This is a genomic window from Cyclonatronum sp. (assembly GCF_022565315.1).
GTDB lineage: Bacteria > Bacteroidota > Rhodothermia > Balneolales > Cyclonatronaceae > Cyclonatronum.
In genome coordinates, this window is the sequence record NZ_JAIUMX010000001.1 from 101,306 (window position 1) to 122,438 (window position 21,133).

At 49.9% G+C, this 21,133-nt stretch carries 19 protein-coding genes; 12 read left to right on the forward strand and 7 right to left on the reverse strand.

What is annotated here, in order from left to right:
* Window positions 1–18: 18 nt before the first annotated feature.
* Together LAT75_RS00430 and LAT75_RS00435 are read right to left on the reverse strand one after the other, a co-directional pair.
* The gene (locus LAT75_RS00430) at window positions 19–1,425 is read right to left on the reverse strand and encodes a hemolysin family protein (RefSeq protein WP_291480633.1); all 1,407 of its coding nucleotides are present in this window, start codon (window positions 1,423–1,425) and stop codon (window positions 19–21) included.
* Window positions 1,426–1,663: 238 nt separating this feature from the next.
* The gene (locus LAT75_RS00435; RefSeq protein WP_291480634.1) at window positions 1,664–2,125 is read right to left on the reverse strand and encodes a single-stranded DNA-binding protein; all 462 of its coding nucleotides are present in this window, start codon (window positions 2,123–2,125) and stop codon (window positions 1,664–1,666) included.
* A gap of 423 nt (window positions 2,126–2,548) precedes the next feature.
* On the opposite strand from LAT75_RS00435, the gene LAT75_RS00440 reads away from it, so the two are divergent.
* The 4 genes from LAT75_RS00440 (at window position 2,549) to LAT75_RS00455 (ending at window position 6,814) form a co-directional block, all read left to right on the forward strand.
* On the forward strand, window positions 2,549–2,881 hold the full coding sequence (locus LAT75_RS00440) for a metalloregulator ArsR/SmtB family transcription factor (RefSeq protein WP_291480635.1): 333 nt from the start codon (window positions 2,549–2,551) through the stop codon (window positions 2,879–2,881).
* A 277-nt stretch (window positions 2,882–3,158) separates the two neighbouring features.
* Window positions 3,159–3,632 carry a redoxin domain-containing protein gene (locus LAT75_RS00445; RefSeq protein ID WP_291480636.1) on the forward strand — a complete coding sequence of 158 codons (474 nt, stop codon included), beginning with the start codon at window positions 3,159–3,161 and terminating at the stop codon, window positions 3,630–3,632.
* A 24-nt stretch (window positions 3,633–3,656) separates the two neighbouring features.
* Window positions 3,657–6,275, forward strand: coding sequence for a type I DNA topoisomerase (topA, locus tag LAT75_RS00450; protein ID WP_291480637.1), 2,619 nt, complete (start codon window positions 3,657–3,659; stop codon window positions 6,273–6,275).
* A 59-nt stretch (window positions 6,276–6,334) separates the two neighbouring features.
* A complete protein-coding gene (locus LAT75_RS00455) occupies window positions 6,335–6,814 on the forward strand; it encodes a hypothetical protein (protein ID WP_291480638.1) in 480 nt (159 codons plus the stop codon).
* Window positions 6,815–6,903: 89 nt separating this feature from the next.
* On the opposite strand, the gene LAT75_RS00460 is transcribed toward LAT75_RS00455, so the two are convergent.
* Both LAT75_RS00460 and LAT75_RS00465 read right to left on the reverse strand, forming a co-directional pair.
* A complete protein-coding gene (locus LAT75_RS00460; protein WP_291480639.1) occupies window positions 6,904–7,392 on the reverse strand; it encodes a GNAT family N-acetyltransferase in 489 nt (162 codons plus the stop codon).
* A gap of 410 nt (window positions 7,393–7,802) precedes the next feature.
* Window positions 7,803–8,627: an alpha/beta hydrolase gene (locus LAT75_RS00465; protein ID WP_291480640.1), complete on the reverse strand. Its 825-nt coding sequence runs from the start codon at window positions 8,625–8,627 to the stop codon at window positions 7,803–7,805.
* Window positions 8,628–8,848: 221 nt separating this feature from the next.
* Here LAT75_RS00465 and LAT75_RS00470 point away from each other — a divergent pair, with 221 nt between their 5' ends.
* The 3 genes from LAT75_RS00470 (at window position 8,849) to LAT75_RS00480 (ending at window position 11,858) form a co-directional block, all read left to right on the forward strand.
* A complete protein-coding gene (locus LAT75_RS00470; RefSeq protein ID WP_291480641.1) occupies window positions 8,849–9,511 on the forward strand; it encodes a ComEA family DNA-binding protein in 663 nt (220 codons plus the stop codon).
* Between the two features lie 23 nt (window positions 9,512–9,534).
* Complete coding sequence (locus LAT75_RS00475) at window positions 9,535–11,088, forward strand: response regulator (protein WP_291480642.1); 1,554 nt, start codon at window positions 9,535–9,537, stop codon at window positions 11,086–11,088.
* A 131-nt stretch (window positions 11,089–11,219) separates the two neighbouring features.
* Window positions 11,220–11,858, forward strand: coding sequence for an SAM-dependent methyltransferase (locus LAT75_RS00480; RefSeq protein WP_291480643.1), 639 nt, complete (start codon window positions 11,220–11,222; stop codon window positions 11,856–11,858).
* Window positions 11,859–11,884: 26 nt separating this feature from the next.
* Here LAT75_RS00480 and LAT75_RS00485 read toward each other — a convergent pair whose 3' ends face one another.
* The 3 genes from LAT75_RS00485 to LAT75_RS00495 all read right to left on the reverse strand — a co-directional run bounded on the left by LAT75_RS00485 (window position 11,885) and on the right by LAT75_RS00495 (window position 15,016).
* The gene (locus tag LAT75_RS00485; protein WP_291480644.1) at window positions 11,885–12,586 is read right to left on the reverse strand and encodes a SprT family zinc-dependent metalloprotease; all 702 of its coding nucleotides are present in this window, start codon (window positions 12,584–12,586) and stop codon (window positions 11,885–11,887) included.
* Between the two features lie 58 nt (window positions 12,587–12,644).
* The gene (gene gltX, locus LAT75_RS00490; protein ID WP_291480645.1) at window positions 12,645–14,129 is read right to left on the reverse strand and encodes a glutamate--tRNA ligase; all 1,485 of its coding nucleotides are present in this window, start codon (window positions 14,127–14,129) and stop codon (window positions 12,645–12,647) included.
* 113 nt (window positions 14,130–14,242) lie between these two features.
* A complete protein-coding gene (locus LAT75_RS00495) occupies window positions 14,243–15,016 on the reverse strand; it encodes an exodeoxyribonuclease III (RefSeq protein WP_291480646.1) in 774 nt (257 codons plus the stop codon).
* A 278-nt stretch (window positions 15,017–15,294) separates the two neighbouring features.
* Between LAT75_RS00495 and LAT75_RS00500 the strand changes: the two genes are divergently transcribed.
* The 5 genes from LAT75_RS00500 (at window position 15,295) to LAT75_RS00520 (ending at window position 21,130) form a co-directional block, all read left to right on the forward strand.
* A complete protein-coding gene (locus LAT75_RS00500) occupies window positions 15,295–15,615 on the forward strand; it encodes a HypC/HybG/HupF family hydrogenase formation chaperone (protein WP_291480647.1) in 321 nt (106 codons plus the stop codon).
* The gene (gene hypD, locus LAT75_RS00505) at window positions 15,612–16,727 is read left to right on the forward strand and encodes a hydrogenase formation protein HypD (protein WP_291480648.1); all 1,116 of its coding nucleotides are present in this window, start codon (window positions 15,612–15,614) and stop codon (window positions 16,725–16,727) included. The genes LAT75_RS00500 and hypD overlap by 4 nt, the downstream gene beginning before the upstream one ends.
* The gene (hypE, locus tag LAT75_RS00510; RefSeq protein WP_291480649.1) at window positions 16,717–17,781 is read left to right on the forward strand and encodes a hydrogenase expression/formation protein HypE; all 1,065 of its coding nucleotides are present in this window, start codon (window positions 16,717–16,719) and stop codon (window positions 17,779–17,781) included. Before hypD ends, hypE begins: the two co-directional genes overlap by 11 nt.
* 283 nt (window positions 17,782–18,064) lie before the next feature.
* On the forward strand, window positions 18,065–19,840 hold the full coding sequence (locus LAT75_RS00515; protein ID WP_291480650.1) for an NAD(P)H-dependent oxidoreductase subunit E: 1,776 nt from the start codon (window positions 18,065–18,067) through the stop codon (window positions 19,838–19,840).
* Window positions 19,841–19,858: 18 nt separating this feature from the next.
* Window positions 19,859–21,130, forward strand: a complete 1,272-nt coding sequence (locus LAT75_RS00520) for a 2Fe-2S iron-sulfur cluster-binding protein (RefSeq protein WP_291480651.1) — start codon at window positions 19,859–19,861, stop codon at window positions 21,128–21,130.
* The last annotated feature ends 3 nt before the right edge of the window (window positions 21,131–21,133 follow it).

A 21,133-nucleotide genomic window follows, 5' to 3' on the forward strand; every position in this document is an offset into this window, starting at 1 on the left:
TCATCCTGCAAAAAAACTTTAGTCGGCTCCGCTTCCTTCACCCGAGGCATCATCGAGATAATCATCGGGGAGCACATGAATTCTTATTTTCCGGAGGCGGTTGTTCTCAGTTTCATGTACCGTTAGCTCCAGGCCCCTGAATATGATCTGTTCCCCTTCTTCGGGGATACGCTCGGTTAGGTGATACACTAACCCACCCAGGGTTTCATACTCGTCATTGTCGGTTGTAAGTTCACGGTCAAGCACCTGCGCTACATCATCGAGATCGACTCTTGCTTCAAAAATGTAATCTCCGTTTTCAGTACGGGCAAAAAGCTCTTCAGTCTCGCTGTGCTCATCATGAATTTCGCCGATAATTTCCTCGAGAATGTCATCAAGTGTAATGAGGCCTTCGGTACCTCCGTACTCATCAACAACAATAGCAACGTGTGTTTTCTCCCGCTGAAAATCGCGAAGGAGGTCATCAATTTTTTTTGAGGTAGGCACGAACAACGCCTTTCGGGCATTGGTTTGCCAGTTTATTACGGAGCTGTCCTGATTGGACAGCAGAAACGGAAGAATATCTTTGGCGTGAATAATACCGGTTATGGTATCAAGATCACCGTCGAACAAAGGGAAGCGGGAGATGCTTTTTTCCCGGATGAGGGCAAGCACGTCATCCAAAGTTGCCTCTGTAGAAACTGCAACCATGTTTACCCTTGAGGTCATTATTTCTTTTACCTGCGTATTGCTGAACTCAATTACGTTTTCGATAATCTCACGTTCTTCCCCCTTTAAGGTACCTTGCCTTTCACCAACTTCAGCAATGGTTTTGATATCTTCTGAGCTGATCTCATCCTGCTGTGTTGGAATCCGGGCTTCGAGCTTGGCAGCTGAGTGAGCGATAATGCGGGCAAGGGGCGATAAAATCAAAAAGAAAAACAACAGCAGGCCGCTGAGGCGCCGGGAAATAGTATAGGTATTTTTTAAAGCAAGAATTTTCGGCGTAATCTCAGTCAGGATTACAATAGTAAAAGTGAGAATCAGTATTTCGGCCGAAAAAATAAGCCAGGCCGGTAAAGCGAAGGCTTTAATAAGTTTACCGGTTACAACAGCAGCAAAAACGGCTGTTACTATATTAGCTGTTGTATTTCCGATTAAAATGGTAGCAAGCAGCCGCCGTGGCTCATCAAGCATGCGCTTTACACGCATCTCCTGACTGTCGAGCCGCTTTTCTTTATCGCTGAAGCGGGTTGTATTCTGCTGCGAAAAGTAGGCGACTTCAGAACCGGAAAAGAAGGCCGAAAAGATGAGCCCCAGAAAAATGACAAGTAACTGCAGCCCGGTTTCTACAGGATCCAGGGTATTGAGATGCCCGATGGCTTCAGCCTGCGTTTGCGCGACAGCAATGCTAAAATCAGACAGTGATAAATGCGGAGGCTCCAACGGAACAGATAAATTAGTAATCAGTACGCACTAACCCGGAATAAGGCCGGCGTTTTTTTCGGTAAAGGCAAAAGGTAAACCTTAAAAATACAGTTCTAAATATACTAATTAAAAGTGGCATCTTTCACCTGCTAACAGTCAGTGTAACTGCCCTGCAAGTTGCCGGTTTGATAAAATAACAAAGCCCGGCCTGCTACAGCTTGCAGATCGGGCTTTGGGTTGTTTACAGGGCCGGGCGTTAAAACGGAAGGTCGTCTTCGACCTCGTTAAGTGTATTATCTGAGAAATTGTTAACATCGCCCGATGCGGCTATACCAGGCTTTGATGCAGCGCCTGAGCTGCTGTAATCACCTCCTGAACTGCCCTGCCCGGGGGGTGTCAGCAGCACGATGTTCAAAGCCTTAATTTCCGTAGTGTAACGCTTTTGTCCGTCTTTATCTTCCCACTGCCGGGTTTGTATCGGCCCTTCAAAGTAGGCTTTGTTACCCTTTTTCAGATAATTCTGGCAGAGTTCAGCAAGCTTACCCCAGGCGATAATTCTGTGCCACTCGGTCCGCTCCTGCAGTTCACCGTTGTTATCGCGGTAACGCTCGGAGGTTGCCACACTAAGTGTAGCAACAGCTGTGTTATTTGAAGTATAGCGTACCTCTGGATCAGCACCTAAGTTACCGATAACCATTGCTTTATTTAAACTGGACATATGTTGTGTCTCCTTTTTTGTTCTCGTATTAGTTGTTTTGCATTAAGATTCACACAGGCCTGAAACCTTACAGCAAATTTGAATTTTTTTTTGCGGAGTATCAAAAAAGCCGGTGCAGGCTTTGGGAGGAAGGAAATGAATCAGGCATTGTTAGTAAGCAGTTTGATAGCAGCTGATGGCAGCGTAAATCAGGTTTTACAGCCCGGGTATGGCGGCTGAACTTAAGATACAAACGATTTAGAACCAAGATACATTCACTGCATTCTCAGATCACAAACACATTAAATTACCGATTAGTTATATAGTTGCGTTTTTCATACCTTATAAAGTCGCTTCACAAATTGTTTTCAACTACCGTTTACATGCTCCGGGAATCATAATTGTTCAACCCAAGCTCCCTTATTTTTCACTTAAGTATTTTGTATGCCTAAACTTAACGACCAAACCCTCGAACACGTAGCACAGCGGTTTAAAGTGTTAGGTGAGCCTATGCGTCTGCGCCTTCTCGCTTGCCTGCAAAAGGGGGAGTACTGCGTTCAGGACCTGGTAGAGCTTACGGGGGCCGGGCAGGCGAATGTATCCAAACATCTTTCCCTGCTTATTTCGCACGGCATCCTCGGCCGGCGTAAAGAGGGCCTCCATGTGTATTATTTTATTGCAGACGAATCGGTTTACAACCTGTGCGATCTGGTTTGTGAAAGCATAGCCAACAAGGCCGAAGGTGTTCAGCGGCTCTTCAGTGATGCCAGGGCCTGAACCAGCAGTATATTCAGACTGCAACGAGGCTGGCTTTATTCAGCTGTAAAGGCATTTAAGGAACGTTTATAAGGCCTGGTTCCATTTTGGGCCACACATCCTTTACCGAAAACTGCAGGGCCTGCCCTTGCGCAATTTTTATGCTTCTTTTTTTATTGGGGAAACTTTTTCATTTTGCTCTTTAGAAAAATTGTTGTGAAAAAAATGAGCTGGCTTCAGTGGTTTCTGAAAACCGGATGTTCAATAACATCAACCAAAACCAAACTTTTTTTGCACTATGGTAACCAAAGGCGATAAAATCAATACAGAATTCACTCTTAAGGTAATTCGGGGCGGATCAGAAACGGAAGTCAGCTTTGCTGAGCTGCTTGATAAGCCTGCAATCGTTTCTGTTTATATGAAAAACAATACCGGCAGCTGCGATAAACAAAATAAAAGCCTTGCCGAACATGCAGGCAGTTTTGCGGAAAGAGGCTACAACCTCATCGCCATTTCAAAGGATAGCTGCGGTTCACATAAAAAGTATGCGGAGAAGCTTGGCATAAGCTATATTTTGGCCTCCGACCCCGCGAACGCCTTTTCAAAGGCAACAGATTCTGTTGTTGAGAAAAAAATGTACGGCAAAACTTACGAAGGTCCTTCCCGTTCAGCCTTTGTAATCGGTACAGACGGATCCGTTTTGGGAGTAATCGAGAAGCTCAATCCTGCTGATCATGCAACAGAACTGCTTGAACTCATCGATTCTCTCTAATTATATCACGTATTAACTTTTTATATGAAATCCTTAGTCATTGTTGAGTCCCCGACCAAAGCTAAAACCATCAAAAAATACCTGCCAAAAGGCTATGTGGTAGATTCTTCTAACGGGCACATCCGCGATTTACCGGCATCGGCCAAAGAAGTGCCTGCCAATATAAAAAAAGAAAAATGGGCTTCGTTGGGCATCAACACTGAAAACGGCTATGAGCCTCTTTATGTGGTATCTACACAAAAAAAGAAAATTGTTAAGAAGCTCAAGGATTTAATTAAAGAAGCTGATGAGCTGATACTTGCAACTGACGAAGACCGCGAAGGAGAAGGCATTTCTTGGCACCTTCGTGAAGTTCTGAAACCTAAGGTGCCTGTAAAGCGCATGGTTTTTCATGAAATTACTGAGGATGCCATCAAAAAAGCACTCACAGAGTTTCGGGAAATCGATATGAATCTGGTTGATGCGCAGGAAACACGCCGCATTATCGACCGGCTTGCAGGCTATACCATCTCCCCGCTTTTATGGAAGAAAATTGCACCCGGCCTTTCCGCAGGCAGGGTGCAGTCTGTTGCTGTAAAGCTGATTGTTGACCGGGAGCGGGAGCGGATGCGGTTCCGTAGCGGTACCTACTGCGATCTGAAAGCTGTGCTTTTTCCGGAAAGCAAAAATTCTCAGTTTGAGGCTGAAATGAGTGCCCTTAACGGCAAGCGCCTTGCTTCAGGAAAAGATTTCGATGAAAACACAGGCAAGCTCAAAAAGCCCGATGCCGTTGAACTGCTCAGCTTCGGGCAGGCTGAAATGCTCAAAAATCAGTTACTGGAAAACGGCGTGTGGCGTGTGCTTCAGGTTGAAACCAAAGAGCAGAAACGCTCACCGGCACCTCCGTTTACAACCTCAACCCTTCAGCAGGAAGCCAACCGGAAATTCGGTTTCTCTGCAGGCGATACCATGCGTGTGGCACAGGCCCTGTACGAGCAAGGCTTCATTACCTATATGCGTACAGATTCTACCTTTTTGTCGAATCAGGCGATTACCGCCGCACGCAAGGGCGTCGAATCACTATACGGCCCGGAGTACCTGAGTGAAAAAGAGCGCCGGTACACCACCAAATCAAAAGCCGCTCAGGAGGCTCATGAAGCAATCCGGCCGGCCGGCAATCAGTTTCAAACACCAAACGACACCGGCCTTAGCGGTCGCGAGCTCAAGTTATACGACCTTATCTGGAAACGCACCGTTGCCACGCAAATGGCCGAAGCACGCATTGCGTTTACCAATGTGCTTATTGAGGGTATCGTTACCCCCGGCAAAACATCTGCCAGGCAAAACATTGCCGACAAAACAACTGACGAAGGCCTCATCGAAACCCACTTCAAGGCCTCAGGGAAACGCATCCTCTTTCCGGGCTATTTCCGGGCGTATGTTGAGGGAAGCGATGATCCGGAAGCACAGCTGGAAGATCAGGATAAGCCTCTGCCTGCACTTAAAGAACAGGACACACTGGGCTGTAAAAAGCTTGAAGCCGTAACCCACGAAACGAAACCGCCCGCCCGCTTTACAGAAGCTACCCTTATCAAATTTCTGGAAAAAGAAGGTGTTGGCCGGCCGAGCACCTATGCTTCCATTATCGGAACCATTCAGGACCGGAAGTATGCAAAAAAAGACGGATCAGCCCTTGTGCCTACCTTTACCGCATTTGCCGTTACAGAGCTGCTGGAAACGCACTTTCCTGACGTGGTTGATACGCATTTCACCTCCGAAATGGAAAATCAGCTGGATGAAATCGCCCACGGCACCTACGACCGCCTTTCCTACATCAAATCTTATTTTGAAGGGGAAAAAGGCTTAAAAGAAAACGTTGAAAAACAGGAGTCGCAGATTGACCCGGCCAAAGCAAGGAGAATTAACCTTCCGCTCGAAGGGCTTGACGGTATCGAACTATTCGTAGGCCGTTTTGGGCCCTATGTTCAGATGAAAAAAGGTGAAGAAGTGGTTTCAGCCTCCATCCCCGAAAGTATGGAACCAAGCGACCTGACAGCTGATAAAATTAAAGAGCTGATCGAAATCTCGGAAGAAGGGCCCGATATTCTCGGCAGGCACCCTGAAACCGGAGAAAATGTTTATATGCTTACCGGTCGCTATGGCCCGTATGTGCAGCTTGGTGAAGTAACTGAGAGCAATAAAAAGCCCAAACGCGGCTCATTGCTCAAAGGCATGACCACCGAAGACGTAGATTTACCGATGGCCCTGAAACTTCTTTCCCTGCCCAGAACCCTTGGCAACCACCCCGAAACCGGATTGGAAGTAAAAGCCGGCGTTGGCCGTTTCGGTCCGTTTATCCTGCACGACGGCAAGTTTAAATCGCTCGGGAAAGACGATAATGTGCTTGATGTAAAGCTCGACCGGGCGCTCGAAGTGCTTGCACAGCAGAAAACCGGTGGCAGAGGTGGCGGGCGCGGCAGCGCATCGGTACTCAAAGAACTCGGGCCTCACCCCAAGACAGGAGATGCTATCAACATTCTTGACGGCCGCTACGGCCCGTACATTAAGTTTGGTAAAAAGAACATCAGCCTGCCCAAAGATACAGATGCACAGAGTTTCAGTATGGAGCAGGCTGTTGAGCTCATCAAACAAAAAACCAAATAGGCCCTTGCCTGCCGGGTCGTTAGCCGTTTTTAATGTCAGCATTTGTGCAACCCTGTTTTTTGTATCCGCCTAATATTCAGATTCTGGATTTGGCCACCCTCGTTTCCCTTTACCGATCAAGGGGCGAACCCTTCGATGTACCTGCAGCAGAAATAGTAAGCTGTGCAGTTACCCATCGAATAATCAAAAGAACAAAGCGCTGGTTTGGGCTTCATTACTCTCAAAAAGCCTGGGATTCGCTGCTTACAACCGGTTCGGAAGGCTACCCGCTTACTCCGGCTGAATTCAACATTTTAGGGCTTGCAGGTTTACCGCCGCAGCCGCCTCTTACCCGGGAGTTTGCTCAGAAAAACTGCGGCACTACTGCTGAACTTGGCTATCTCATTATCAACGACCTGGTTCAATTCGGGTTTCTTGAGGCAACAGCCGGCCATGAGCTTTATCTCGCTGAGCGGGGTGAGATTGCCCTTGACGGAATTTCAAGACGGCTCTACGGAACAGAATTCAAGCCTGAGTTGCTTTGGTACTACCAAACGTAACTAAGCCTTTACAGGGTAAAACTGGCTGTTACGAAGAAGGCTTCCGGTTGTGTACCGGAAGCCTTCTTCGCATATCAGGGTTTGTCTTTTTATTTATGGATATAAATCATCTTCTGATGAGGCAAGCCTGCATCATCATAAACCCGACCAACTGTATTAAATCCATACTTCTGATAAAATGGAATTGCATGGGTTTGAGCGCTTAGCTCTATAATACGATGCCCTTGTTTAAAAGCTTTGCTCATCAGCTGCACCATTAACAGGTGTCCCAGGTACTTGCCGCGGTACTCCTTCAGAACTGACATCCGGCCAAGTTTACCATCGGGGGTCAGTCTTCCGGTAGCAACAGGCTTTCCGCTGCTGTTATACACAACAACATGGTGAGATACCGGGTCAAAGCCATCAACTTCCAGTTCGATAGGAACTTTCTGTTCATGTACAAATACACTGAAACGAACACTTAAAATATCATGGGAGTATTTTTCCCATGAAGCTGCTTTTACTGTATAATCTGAATATCTGGCCGATTTTAGCAGTACGTCTCTTTTCCTTTGCTGCTTTTGCTTTTTTACTATCATTATTATCAGTCTCCTTTGATTTGGACAACGATTGAGGCAATGTTTTCAAGCAATTTTGTCGTGTAAATCATACCGCCGGCTTTCACTTTGTTCCTAACAATTCACAGTATGCACAGGCGAATGTTATACTGTTATGAAAGTCGGCCCTAAGCGTAAGTAAACACGATCTTATTGTCTGGCTTGCAAATAATTCAAGGATAATGTGTTTTTGTGAGTCCGGTAAATCAGCTTTGAATGCACTATCCTTACACTATTATAACTAAAAAAAAGCGGGATTATCTCAGGGCTAAACACTTTTTTTTGTAAAATTTACGACTATCTCACAGCAGTGTGCTTCTCACACTTGTTTTTGTGGCTTAACTGAAGCCCTGTGCAACCCAAATGCGGGATTACTGCATTGGAAAAATGGCTTATTTACTTTCAAAATAAGCTTTTGCTATGGCTGCAAACTGCTGTGGCTTATCTAAGAATGCGTAATGTCCGGCTGATTCTATTTTTATAAGCACACCCTTTTTAAGACCCTTCTCCATTCTTTCAGCCTGATATAGCGGGGTTGCATCATCATTCAGGCCCCAAACAAGCAGAACCTCATGTTCTATCTCAGGAAGGCAGGGTTCCAGGTATTCCCGAACTGTTTTTACAAATATTTCGCGCATAACCCCGCTTAGCTGACTGTACTCCGACGAGCCCAGTGATCTCCAAACAGCTGTTTTGCGCAATCGTGAAAGGCCCTGCTCACGTAAAGCAGCAGGCAGCAGCTGAAACGGTGTCTTCAGCACTTTTGCTAAAGCTGTTCGGTAATAGTAGCGCCAGCTGCGTTTTGGCTTCATTCCTGCGCCGCCGGTAAGTAATATCTGCCCAAAGGCTCCTGCATACTCAGGCGCTGCAAGCAGCTTTAGCATAACACGTGCCCCGAACGAATGGGCAAGCACAGCAATAATATCATTCCCAAAAACCTTTTCTTTGAGTTGCATAACAAATGTGCCGTAATCCGAAACATCCCAAGCCTGCGTAGGTGGCGGTGTTTTGCCAAAACCCGGAAAATCCGGAAGTACCACATAAAAACCGGGTCCCAAAGAGGATGCCAGGCCCGACATAGTATCAGCACTACAGCCCCAGCCATGCAAAAAAAGAATTGCTTTGCCGCCCGTCTCTCCAAACACACGAATTCTGACCTGTTGCCGGCCTATGCTTATAAGATGTTCACCCGTTGCAGGTCTGCTGCTTGTTGTCATTAGCTGAGATGCGGATTAATATTTTTTTGAGATTAAAATAAGGGCTCTTTCTGTTTCAGGTACTGCCTGCCGACCTGATGGCAGCAGAACTGTTTTAAAAAATAATGTGCATTTTAGCCCAAATTTAATTAAATAGGAACTTAATATCCTGCATATCCCAACCTTAGCCGCCTCATTTATTTTCGCTCTACAGCGCGGCCTAACACAGACGACTGACTTCTATGAAACGGTTTCTCTACTTTTTAACAGACCGCCTTCAGATAACCTATTATGAAAGGCTGGGGGTGCTCGCCCTTGGGGGAGCATTTGTACTGCTATTAACCATCAATCAGCTTTACCATCCGGCACCGGCATTTTCCGAAGACTATTATCAGGAGATCATCGCTGATTTTCATGAACGGGTTCAGGCACGTGACAATGCGCACCAGGAAATAATGGCCCGATATTACCCGCAATCACAGCAGCAGATTTCGGGCTCAGCTTACGAACATGAGCTTAATTCAGGCAATGCCAGTGAAAAGCAGACCTCAGATCAGCTTTCTTTGGCAGCCCAGCCTTCCGCCTCCCCCGCAGCGGCTGTCAGAACGGAAGCCGCTACAGCCACAGCCACGACTATGGCTGCTCATGCTGAAACATCGCGTGCATCATCAACCAATACGGAAACAGCACTTACACCTGAATCCAGAATCAATATTAACACTGCCGATGCCGAAGAGCTTGTTAAACTGCCGGGAATCGGGCCTGCGATTGCTGCCCGTATAATTGAGTATCGTAATGAAAACGGCCCTTTTGAAGACATCAGTGAAATAAAAAATGTACGAGGTATAGGTCAGGCCCGTTTCGAAGCTATCAAAGATTACATCACAACACAATCCGACAGTTAAACTAAATTAAAACTGATTCATCAATGAGTATTCGCATTTTATGGGCCGACGACGAAATCGACCGGCTGAAGCCGCACATCATGTTTTTAGAAAAAAAAGGCTTCGAAATGGTACCGGTAACCAACGGAGAAGATGCCATCACCCTGGTACAAAAAGAAGTTTTTAATCTTGTTTTTTTAGATGAACAAATGCCCGGTATGGACGGGCTCACAACCCTGAGCAAAATCAAAAAAATAAACCCGCAGCTTCCTGTAGTAATGATTACCAAAAGCGAGGAGGAGTTTATCATGGAGGATGCCATAGGGTTTAAAATTGCAGATTACCTCATTAAGCCGGTAAACCCAAATCAGATTCTGCTTACCATAAAGCGCATTTTAGATCAAAAAAGGCTCAGCAACGAGAAATCGGCACAGAGTTATCTTCAGAGCTTTCAGAGCATCAGCGCACAAATACAAAGCCGGCCGGACTGGTCGGAATGGATTTCCATTTACAGCGCGCTTACCGGCTGGGAGCTTGAGCTTGAAAAAACCGACGAAGGCCTGCTACAGGTGCTCTACGATCAAATGCAGCAGGCAAACACAGAATTCGGGAAATTCATCGACAGCGAATATCAGTACTGGCTCACCAAAGAAGCCAACGAACGCCCGCTGCTGTCGGTCGATATCATCAAAGAGTATATCCATCCTCACATTGGCGGCAGCTACGACAGCAATTTTTTATTCATCATCGATTGCATGCGCTACGATCAGTGGCTGGTTTTTGAACGGTTACTCAGCGAGTTTTACCACATCGAAACTGATTTTTATTACTCTATTCTTCCTACCGCTACACCCTACTCCCGAAACGCTATTTTCGCCGGGCTCTATCCCGCCGATATCGAAAAACACTACCCTCAGTACTGGCGAAATGCGGAAGGCGATGAGTCATCCCTCAATCAGGACGAACCCGACCTGCTGCGTGAACAGCTTCACAGGCTGGGCCACAATTTTGAACCCCGTTACGAAAAAGTGCTCCACAAGGAAGAGGGGAAAAGAATAGCAGACCGCATCATGAATTACGTACAGCATCCTTTTAATGCTTTCGTCTTTAATTTTGTGGATACCCTCGTTCACTACCGCTCTGATTCGGATGTAATGAAGGAAATTGCCCCCGATGTACCCGCCTTCCGGTCGCTTGCCAAAACCTGGTTTCAGCATTCAAACCTGCTGCAAATTTTACGCGATCTGAGTTCGAAAAATGTTCGCATCGTAATCACCACCGATCACGGCTCGGTGCGCGCCCTTCGCGATACCAAAGTGCTGGGCGACCGGAACACCTCCACAAGCCTGCGCTATAAATTCGGGCGGCACCTCAAGGCCGACAAAAACGCGGCCATCATTGTGGATAACCCGGATGATTTCCGGCTGCCGCGCATCAACTCGAGCACGAACTACATCATCGCAAAAGAAGATTACTTTTTTGTGTACCCGACCAACTATCACCGTTTCCAGAATAAATACAAAGATACGTTTCAGCACGGGGGCGCATCTATGGAAGAGATGATACTGCCGGTATCCGTTCTTACCCCCAAAAAGTAAAAAAGCAGACCATACCCCGCAGTCCGCTGGTTGTGTGATGCCATAAATAAATTGGTGATGGAAGTATAAATCATTATAATCAACCCATCACCAGTTTTAGTCCAGCAAACTTTCAACGAAACAGCGTCGCTTTGAATCCGATTTTGTACTTCATTAGAGATATCCGGAAAACGGGAGCAGTTGCACCAAGTTCCAAATATCTTTGCAGCGATATGGTTCGGTTTCTCGCCAAACAAGTACAAAAAACCAAAAGCCCCCTACGGATTCTTGAACTCGGGCCCGGCACAGGCACCCTCACAAAAGCGATCCTGAAAGTTTTAAGACCGGAAGATTCGCTGGATCTGGTTGAGATCAATCCTCATTTTTGCCGGATGCTTCGCCGGGAGTTCAGCCATCCGAATATGCAGGTACACTATACCGACCTGCTGGAATTCAGCCCCGGCAAGCCCTACGATTATATTTTTTCGAGCATCCCCTACGAAAGCATCCCTGAAGAAGTAAGCAAAGGCATGTGGGAGCAAAAATTAAAGCTGTGCAAACCCGGCGGTTTTATTTCTTACTACAAGTATGTGAATTTCAATCACTTCAGGTGCAAATACGAGAAAGAACTCGTAAGCCGCTTCAGTATCGACCGCACATTTGTGCTGCGGAATTTCCCGCCGGCCCAGCTTTTCACCCTCAGAATCGGTCAGGAAACGGCACTACTGCAGCCTCAGAAACCGCGCAGAAAAAAACAGCCGGCCAAGCCCCGGTTCATGCTCACGGCCTGATCAGCGCTTTCTTTGTTCTGCAAGCTTCAGGGATCCTGAAACGCGAGCGGACCGTGTATTTTTAGCCAGCGCTCAGCCTCAGCGCGGCGGGGGTATAAAGAATCGACCAGTGCCCAATACTCCGGGCTGTGGTTCAGATGCCTGAGATGGCAAAGCTCGTGTATAAAAATATAATCCTGCACAAAGCGCGGGCATTTTATGAGCCGCCAGTTCAGGTTGATGTTGCCTTTCCCCGAGCAGCTGCCCCATTTTGTCCGCTGATTGCGGATGGTAACCCTGCCGACCTTAAAGTTGTATTGGGATGCAATTTCCGAGAAACGCTGCCCGATTTCGCTTACAGCCCAGTTCGAATAAATCCATGAAAACAGGGCTGCATCAGGTTTCTCGTATTTGCTTACGTTTATTTTGAAGCGGCCGTTTTCAAATGTAATACGGGTTCGGGGCTCGTTTTTAGTGATGTCAACCGGCACCCATTCGCCCCCATACAGCAGGAAACCTTCATCAAAGCGGTTCAGGGCGCCGGTCTGCTCCTTGCGCTGATTCAGCTTCTGAAGGTTTTCTATCACCCATTCTTTCTTTTGCTCAAAAAAGTTTTTCAGCTCCCGTTCCGATGCCCGCGACGGCCCCGATACAATTACTTCATCAGGCTTTACCCTGATGCGGATATATTTTTGGTTGCTCCGGCGCACAAAGCGAACCGCTGCTGTAAGCTCATCTTTTCGATCCATAACATCAGATTCGGTTTTATGCAGCCCGGCTGCACGCAGCCACACTGCAAATAAGGAATTAATCAGCCAGTTTTTGTACTGCGGTTCCGATACGGCCCAGCACTTCCTCACGCCCAAGCAGCTGCATGGTCTGGAAGAGATCCGGGCCGCCCCCAACTCCTGTAACAGCCAGGCGAACCGGAAGCATGAGCTTGCCCATACCCACACCGGCTTTTTCAATCACAGCCATCAGGGCTGCTTTCAGCGCTGCGGCCTCAAAAGCCGCGCCTTCTAAACCGCTGATTTCGGCAAGGTAAGTGTTTATGAGGTCAGCTGTATCCGCTTTCCAGGCTTTTTTCACCGCTTTTTCATCATACTGCTCGGGTGCTTTAAAAAAGAAGGCGCCGGCTTCGGGCAGCTGAGCCAGGGTTTCGATGCGCTCAAGCAGCAGACCGATGGCACCCGCAAGAAAGGCATCGTCGCCGGCCTCCATGCCGTGCTTTGCCAGCTCCGCGCGCGCCGCCGGAAGCAGCTCCTCCGGGTTTCGGGCACGCAGGTAATGCGCATTGTACCAGCTCAGCTTGTCGTTATTGAACACAGCCCCTGACTTACTCACCCGGTCAAGCTCAAAAACCTCACAAAGTTCTTCCAGGGTAAACAGCTCGCGCTCATCGCCGGGGTTCCATCCCAGAAAAGCCAGGAAATTAACCAGCGCCTGCGCTTCGTAGTGATTTTGAATGTAATCCCGCACGTTCACCATAATCCCCTGCTCCTCAGCTTTGCGCTTGCTCAGCTTACCGCCCGCGGGCGACATAATCAGCGGCAGGTGCGCCATCACAGGCGGGGTCCAGCCGAAGGCCCGGTACAGCAGCATGTGCTTAGGCGCACTCGGCAGCCATTCCTCGCCGCGAATCACGTGCGTGATGCCCATCTCGTGGTCATCCACCACATTGGCCAGGTGATAGGTCGGCAGCCCGTCAGATTTCATCAGCACCTGATCATCAATTTCGGAAGCTTCGAACCGCACCTTGCCGCGGACCATATCTTCAAAAGCTACGGTATCGCCTACGGGCACCATCAGCCGGATCACATACGGCTCACCCGAAGAAAGCCGCTGCTGTACTTCGGCCTCAGAAAGCGTGAGGCTGTTTTTCATTTTGTTCCGGGTGATGGCGTCATACTTGAAAGTTTCGCCCACGGCTTCGCGCGTCGCCTCGATTTCTTCCGGCGTATCAAAGGCATAGTAGGCATGGCCGCTTTCCACCAGCTGCGCGGCATAGCGACGGTACAGCTCTGAGCGCTCACTCTGCCGGTAAGGGCCATAGCCGCCGTTGCTGCCCGGACCCTCATCGGCCTCAAGCCCTGCCCAGCGCAGGCTCTCAAGAATGTCAGCTTCGGCGCCCTCCACATACCGCTTTTGGTCGGTATCTTCGATGCGAAGCACGAAGGTGCCGCCGTTGCGGCGCGCAAAAAGGTAATTGTAAAGGGCCGTGCGAAGGCCGCCAATGTGCAGCCAGCCGGTAGGTGAGGGGGCGAAACGAACGCGAACCTGTGAAGTAGTCATGGTAATTTTTTTTCGGGTGATGTGCTTCCTGCCCAACGCTTAGCGCTGATGCAGGGCAGCTTTTTAAATGGTGGTGTTTTTCTCGGGTGATGCGTTTCCGGGCCTGACCCGGCTCAGAATTCGTAAACAACAGATACGGGCGCGTGATCGCTCATATCCTGCGCGAACTCGATTTCCGCAGATTTTGCGCGGGCCATCATGGCTTCGTTGCCAAGCTGATAATCCAGCCGCCAGCCTTTGTTCCGGCTTTTGGAGGCCGCCCGGTACGACCACCAGCTGTAGGTATCGGTCAGCTCCGGGTTCAGCTCGCGGAATACATCTTTGTAGCCCAGCGCCAGAAAATCGGTGAACCAGGCCCGCTCTTCCGGCAAAAAGCCGGAAGTATTTTTATTGCGTACGGGGTCGTGAATGTCGATTTCCGTATGGGCGATGTTGTAATCGCCGCAGAGCACCAGGGGCTTGGCATCCGAGAGCAGCTCCCGGCCGAAATCGCTGAGTACGTCGAGGAAGCGCATCTTCACTTCCTGCCGCACATCGCCGGTTGTGCCGCTTGGCAGGTACAGCGAAAGTACGCGGCACTCCGGGTACTCGTGCATCAGCACCCGGCCTTCGGAGTCAATCCAGTCGATTCCGATGCCTGTCTGCACCTGTAGCGGCTCAGCACGTGATAAGATGCCCACGCCGGAATACCCTTTTTTTTCCGCAGAGTGCCAGCCCGCATGATAACCCAAAGCAGCTATTTCCTCCGGAATCTGATCTACCTGCGCCTTGGTTTCCTGCAGGCAGATAATGTCGGGTTGGGATGCCTTCACCCAGTCCGAAAATCCTTTTTTCTCCGCTGCCCGGATGCCGTTTACGTTGTAGGTGCTGATTTTTAGGGTCGCCACTTTAACGGTTATTTTGAGTCTTGTTGAATAATTTAAATCGGTTTCTCCGAAGGCTTTTAAGATAGAGACTTTTGCCAAGTTACGGAAAACAGGATGAAACCGGCAGGCTTACATCCGAAGCTGTAAATCGGGGGTTTACAGCTTTCCGACTTTAGCGTACCTCAAAACAGATTTACACTGTGCAAATTCATGTTTTTTTAGTATTCTGATATGCAGGTTAGATTTTTAGCAGTTTTAAGTGCCTTCTTTTTTATCCCTCACAACAAAGTTCAGCGCTTATGTGTCTTGCCATTCCCGGAAAAGTACTTTCGGTCTCGCCTGTTGCCGACGAAGTTAACCGGCCGGCCGTAGTGTCATTTGGTGGCATCCGCCGTGATGTAAACCTCTGCTTCGTGCCACAGGCACAGCCTGGCGATTACGTACTCGTACATGTTGGTGTGGCGCTAAGTGTTGTTGATGAAGCAGAGGCGGAAGAAACTTTCCGGTACCTCAAGCAAATTGGTGAACTCGACGAACTTGGTCCTGAATCTGAAGAAGCGCCCGGCTCCCCGGCTCCTCAGAAAGCCCGGCCCGCTCCTCCAAAAAGCGCACAGGCATGAAACATCTCACCGAATACCGTGATGCCCGGCTGGTTAAACAGCTCCTTGAGCGACTCCGGAAAACAGTGTCAAAAAAATGGCACATCATGGAAGTTTGCGGCGGTCAGACGCACGGCCTTGTACGGCACGGTATCCTTGACATGCTGCCACCCGAAATCAGTATGATTCACGGCCCCGGGTGTCCGGTTTGTGTCACACCTGTAAGCCATATTGATACCGCTGTTTCGCTGGCCCTCGATCATAACGTTATTCTTTGCTCATTCGGGGATATGCTCCGGGTACCGGGCAGCAGCGGAAGCCTGTTGCAGGCCCGTGCACAGGGAGCTGATGTGCGCGTGGTGTACGCCCCCTACGAAGCTGTGCAGCTGGCACAGCAGCAGCCCGATCGGGAAGTTGTCTTTTTTGCGGTCGGCTTCGAAACAACCGCACCGGCCAACGCGCTTTCGGTGCTGCAAGCGCATCAGCTCGGCCTCAAAAACTACAGCCTGCTCACCGCTCACGTGCTTGTGCCTCCTGCAATGACCGCAATTATGTCTGACCCTGAAACACGGGTAAACGCTTTTTTAGCTGCAGGCCATGTGTGTGCAGTTAGTGGTATGCAGGTGTATGAGCCCTTTGTGAAACGCTGGCAGGTTCCGGTTGTGGTTACCGGTTTCGAGCCGGTCGATCTGCTTCAGGGTATCTGCTCGGCAGCAGAGCTGCTTGAAAGCAGCCGTGCAGAACTCGTAAATCAATACCGCAGGGCCGTTCATCCGGAAGGAAACCCTTTTGCCATAAAAACAGCGGATGCTGTTTTTGAAAAGAGCAGCCGGGAGTGGCGGGGAATAGGCGAAATTCCGGAAAGCGGCCTCAGGCTGAGGTCTGTATGGTCTGCATTTGATGCTTTTCAGAAATTCGGGATTAACCCCGAGCTTCCGGCAGCTTCAACGGCGGCGCAGCAGCAGCAGTGCCGTTCTGGTGAAGTAATGAAAGGGCTCATAAAACCCGCACAGTGTCAATATTTCGGCACAGGCTGCACACCGGAAACACCGCTTGGCGCGCCTATGGTGAGCAGCGAGGGCGCCTGTGCTGCCTATTATCAGTATGTGGGCGGGTGGCATCATGAAAGCTGAAGACAAACGCCCCGTCGTAAAGCTCAGCTGTGCGGCTCCGGCGGCAGAGTTTACACAAATTACGCTCAGCCATGGCAGCGGCGGCACACAGATGCGGCAGCTGCTTCAACAGTACGTGTTTGAATGCCTGAACAACGACTGGCTCCAAAAACAGGAAGATGCCGCCATCTTACAGGTGGAAGGCCCCTTTGCCTTCAGCACCGATACTTTTGTTGTTTCCCCCCTGTTTTTTCCCGGCGGCGATATAGGTGATCTTGCTGTTAACGGCACCATAAACGACCTTGCCGTAAGCGGAGCGGTACCGCAGTATCTGTCGCTTGCGTTTATTTTGGAAGAAGGCTTTTCCTCAGCATCCTTCCTTCGCATTCTGCAGAGCATCAGGCGCTGCTGTGCCGCTGCCGGGGCAGCAATCGTAACCGGCGACACCAAAGTTGTGGAGCGGGGAAAAGGGGACGGTATTTTCATTAACACAAGCGGCATCGGGCGCCTGCGGGCCGGTGTACAGCTTGGCGTTTCTTTTTTAAAAGATAATGACTGCCTGCTTGTTAGCGGCCCTCTTGCCCGGCATGGCATTGCCGTAATGAGCCGGCGCAAAGGCATCGGTTTCGAAACAAGCATCCAAAGCGACACACAGCCTCTGCATGAAATCTGCGGGATGCTGAGCGATGCTCTTGGAACGGACCTTCACCTCATGCGCGACGCAACCCGGGGCGGAGTGGGCACCATCCTGCACGAAATCACATCTCAAAGCAGGTTCAGTGCTGAAATTGAGGAGTCGGCCCTGCCGGTAGAGCAAGAAGTAGCCGGAGCCTGTGAAATGCTCGGTCTTGATCCGCTATTTGTGGCTAACGAAGGTGTTTTTGTGGCCGCTGTAGCAGCACATAAAGCAACAGAAGCCCTTGCACTGCTGCGCAGCCATCGTTTCGGGCAACAGGCTGCCCTCATCGGCCGGCTTCGTTCTGACCTCCGGGCACCTGTTGTACTGAACAGCACCATCGGCGGCCGGCGGGTGCTTCCGCCCATGCGCGGCGAACTGCTGCCCCGCATCTGCTGAATGCCCTTCAGCTCACTTTCGTGTACAGTGGTTTTACTTGGAAGAATCATTACAAATCATTAATATAATTACAATATCACGATTCGATTATAAGGATAATGCTTCTGTAGTTTTCCTCACACGGAACCTTCCCGGAAGCAGCGCAAGTGCAGCTTATCGGCTGTAACTACCTATAAAACGCAAATTCAAAAGATTCCAGTCCGATAGCCTGCCAGGAACAGAAAGCGGCCTGCCCTTTGCAGCCCGCTTCACCCGGAAAACCAAACTGTTGAGGCTGTTCACAATGGTTCAACAAGGCACCATCCTGCATAACACGGGTTTCGCTGAACCCGCCCGAACCCGCATGCTCGACCGGCTTTGGGAGATTCAAAACCGGCAGCGTTTCATCTCCGATACAGATATCCGCCGGCTCGCCGGCGAATTCAGTATTTCAGCAATTGAGGTTGAGGGCGTTGTATCATTCTATCATTTTTTCCACCGCAAACATGCCGGCAAGTTTACCATTTATGTAAACGACAGCATGACTTCCCGCATTAGCGGCTACGATCGCATTATCCGGGCGTTTGAGCGGGAAACCGGCGCCCGCCACGGCACTACTGACGCAACCGAAACCTTCGGACTCTACGCCACGCCCTGCATCGGGCTGTGCGATCAGGAGCCGGCTGCACTCATTAACTTCCACCCCTTCACCCGCCTCAATGCCCTGCGCATCCGGGAAATCATTGCTGCTCTAAAAAAAGGCGCCCCCGTTGAAACACTTTGTGATGAACCCGCTGCACCGATCCGCTACACCGCCGGTGAGCGGCCCGGAATTTTCTTCACAGCGTTTACTCCTGGTGATGCCGTTTCCAAACTCAAAACAAACAGCCCGGATACCATCATCGGAGCTCTGAAAACAACCAAGCTTGCCGGGCGAGGAGGGGCCTTTTACCCCACCTGGATGAAATGGCAGGCCGCTGCCGATCAGCCGACCGGTAATAAAGTTGTGATCTGCAACGCCGATGAGGGTGAGCCGGGCACGTTCAAAGACCGCATATTGCTGCAAAAAGTACCGGAAACTGTAATTGAAGGCATGACAGCCTGCGCACGGGCTATTGGTGCAAATTTCGGGCTGATTTACCTGCGTGCCGAATATCAATGGCTGCAAAAACCGTTGCTTGAGCTGCTTGAGCGCTACCGCAACAAAAAGCTGCTTGGCCGGGACTGTTGCGGGTTAAAGGATTTCCATTTCGACATCCGCCTGCAAATCGGTGCAGGTTCTTATGTTTGCGGTGAGGAAACCGCACTGATTGAATCCGCCGAAGGCAAGCGGGGAGAGCCGCGTACCAAATGGTTCTTCCCGGTGCAGCGGGGTTACCTGCAGCTGCCAACAGTAGTTAACAACGTGGAGACCTTCAGCGCAGCAGCCCGCATCCTGCAGCACGGTGTTGAAAACTATCAGTCGTACGGCATTGAGCGCTCCTCCGGTACCAAACTGATCAGCGTTTCAGGCGACTGCCGCAAGCCGGGCATTTACGAGATTAACTGGGGCACTACGCTGCGACAACTGCTCAGCCTGTGCGAAGCCGAACACCCCTGGTACATTCAGGAAAGCGGCCCGTCCGGTACAGTGCTCAGCCTTGATGATCTGGATGTACCCATTGCCATGTTCGACTCCATGCTAACGCAGCACATCCGCTGCGGGGGTGCCCTTACGATTTTCAGTAAAAACCGGGACATCATCGAAATTCTGCTCAACTATGCTGATTTCTACAAAAAGGAATCCTGCGGGATCTGCACACCCTGCCGTGCCGGTAACTTCATTGTAGAGCGCAAACTCGAGCGCATCCGCGACGGGCTTGCCACAAATGAAGACCTCGACGAGCTAAGGCAGTGGGGCCGGCTAATGCGCATGACAAGCCGCTGCGGGCTGGGTAAAACGGCTACCAACAGCATTGAAACGGCTCTAAAAAAATTCGCTTACTATTTCGAAAGCCATACCGACCCTGCAGATAAACGCCTCAACATGAAATTCGATCTTGAGGGCGCAACCGCCGATTATGAAGCCTATAAATCTTAGCCGCTCAGGAGCCACCCTATGAACAAGCATGTTACCCTTAGCATAGACGGCCGCACCATTCTGGCCGATGAGGGCAAAAATCTGGTTGATGTTGCGGCCGAAAACGACATCTTCATCCCCTCACTGTGCTATTTTAAAAACATGGATCAGCCGCTGGGCACCTGCCGTACCTGTACCTGCAAGGTAAACGGGCGCTACGGACCGGCCTGTACCGAAAAAGTACGCGAGGGCATGGTGATTGAAGTCGGCACAGAAGAACTGAAAGATATGCGCAAGGCACTGGTAGAAATGATGTTCGCCGAAGGCAATCATATATGCCCGGCCTGTGAAAAAAGCGGTGACTGCGATTTACAGCATATGGGCTACGAGCTCGGCATTTCAGTGAGCCGGTTTCCGCATCTTTTCACAGACCACAAAATTGACTGGCAGGCCCGCCGGATGCTGCTTGAACACAACCGCTGCATCAAGTGTATGCGCTGTGTAGAAGAAGTGCGCACCGACAACGGAAAGCGTGTGTTCAGCTATCAGAACCGGGGCAACGACACGCTTGTAGGTATCGATTACGAACAGGAAGCACTTCTTAGCACAGAGCAGGCCCGTGAAGCCATGCGGATTTGCCCCACTGGTGCCATCATCGTGCGCGGCGAAAGCCTGGGCAAACCTTTTGGTCAGCGGAAGTTCGATATGAAATCAACCCGAACTGACTTTATCCCGCAGCGGGCCTATGCCAAAAGCAGCGAAACGAAAGAGAAAAAACGCATCGCCACAACTTCGCTGGCCGGCTGTTTTGGCTGCCACATGAGTATGCTCGATATCGACACTGAACTGCTTGAGCTCGTTGAGCTTGTTGAGTTCGACAAGTCGCCCATCAACGATATAAAAAAATTTAGCGGGCGCTGCGATCTGGGAATTATTGAGGGAGGGTGCTGCAACGATGAAAATATTGAGACCCTTCGTGCTTTCCGTGAGCACTGCGATATCCTGGTTTCAGTTGGGGAGTGTGCCATCTGGGGAGGCCTTCCGGCCATGCGGAACCAGCTGCCGCTGGGCGAGTGCCTCGAGGAAGCTTACCTCAACTGCAGCACCAACGATGCCGAAACAGCCCTGGTGCCTTATCACAAAGAGCTTCCCAAGCTGCTCAACCGGGTTTATGCCTGCCGTGAAGTTGTAAAAATCGACTACAACATCCCCGGCTGTCCGCCCGACGCACAGCACATCTGGAAAGCGGTTAAAAACCTGCTTTGGGGCGAAAAATTCTCCATTCTCTACAATGAATTTAAGTACGATTAACCG

Coding starts and splice junctions, on each gene's coding strand:
- LAT75_RS00515 (WP_291480650.1), top strand. CDS start 18,065: ATGGTTCAACAAGGCACCATCCTGCATAACACGGGTTTCGCTGAACCC.
- topA (WP_291480637.1), top strand. CDS start 3,657: ATGAAATCCTTAGTCATTGTTGAGTCCCCGACCAAAGCTAAAACCATC.
- LAT75_RS00485 (WP_291480644.1), bottom strand. CDS start 12,586: ATGGATCGAAAAGATGAGCTTACAGCAGCGGTTCGCTTTGTGCGCCGG.
- LAT75_RS00500 (WP_291480647.1), top strand. CDS start 15,295: ATGTGTCTTGCCATTCCCGGAAAAGTACTTTCGGTCTCGCCTGTTGCC.
- gltX (WP_291480645.1), bottom strand. CDS start 14,129: ATGACTACTTCACAGGTTCGCGTTCGTTTCGCCCCCTCACCTACCGGC.
- LAT75_RS00470 (WP_291480641.1), top strand. CDS start 8,849: ATGAAACGGTTTCTCTACTTTTTAACAGACCGCCTTCAGATAACCTAT.
- LAT75_RS00465 (WP_291480640.1), bottom strand. CDS start 8,627: ATGACAACAAGCAGCAGACCTGCAACGGGTGAACATCTTATAAGCATA.
- hypE (WP_291480649.1), top strand. CDS start 16,717: ATGAAAGCTGAAGACAAACGCCCCGTCGTAAAGCTCAGCTGTGCGGCT.
- LAT75_RS00440 (WP_291480635.1), top strand. CDS start 2,549: ATGCCTAAACTTAACGACCAAACCCTCGAACACGTAGCACAGCGGTTT.
- hypD (WP_291480648.1), top strand. CDS start 15,612: ATGAAACATCTCACCGAATACCGTGATGCCCGGCTGGTTAAACAGCTC.
- LAT75_RS00460 (WP_291480639.1), bottom strand. CDS start 7,392: ATGATAGTAAAAAAGCAAAAGCAGCAAAGGAAAAGAGACGTACTGCTA.
- LAT75_RS00435 (WP_291480634.1), bottom strand. CDS start 2,125: ATGTCCAGTTTAAATAAAGCAATGGTTATCGGTAACTTAGGTGCTGAT.
- LAT75_RS00445 (WP_291480636.1), top strand. CDS start 3,159: ATGGTAACCAAAGGCGATAAAATCAATACAGAATTCACTCTTAAGGTA.
- LAT75_RS00520 (WP_291480651.1), top strand. CDS start 19,859: ATGAACAAGCATGTTACCCTTAGCATAGACGGCCGCACCATTCTGGCC.
- LAT75_RS00475 (WP_291480642.1), top strand. CDS start 9,535: ATGAGTATTCGCATTTTATGGGCCGACGACGAAATCGACCGGCTGAAG.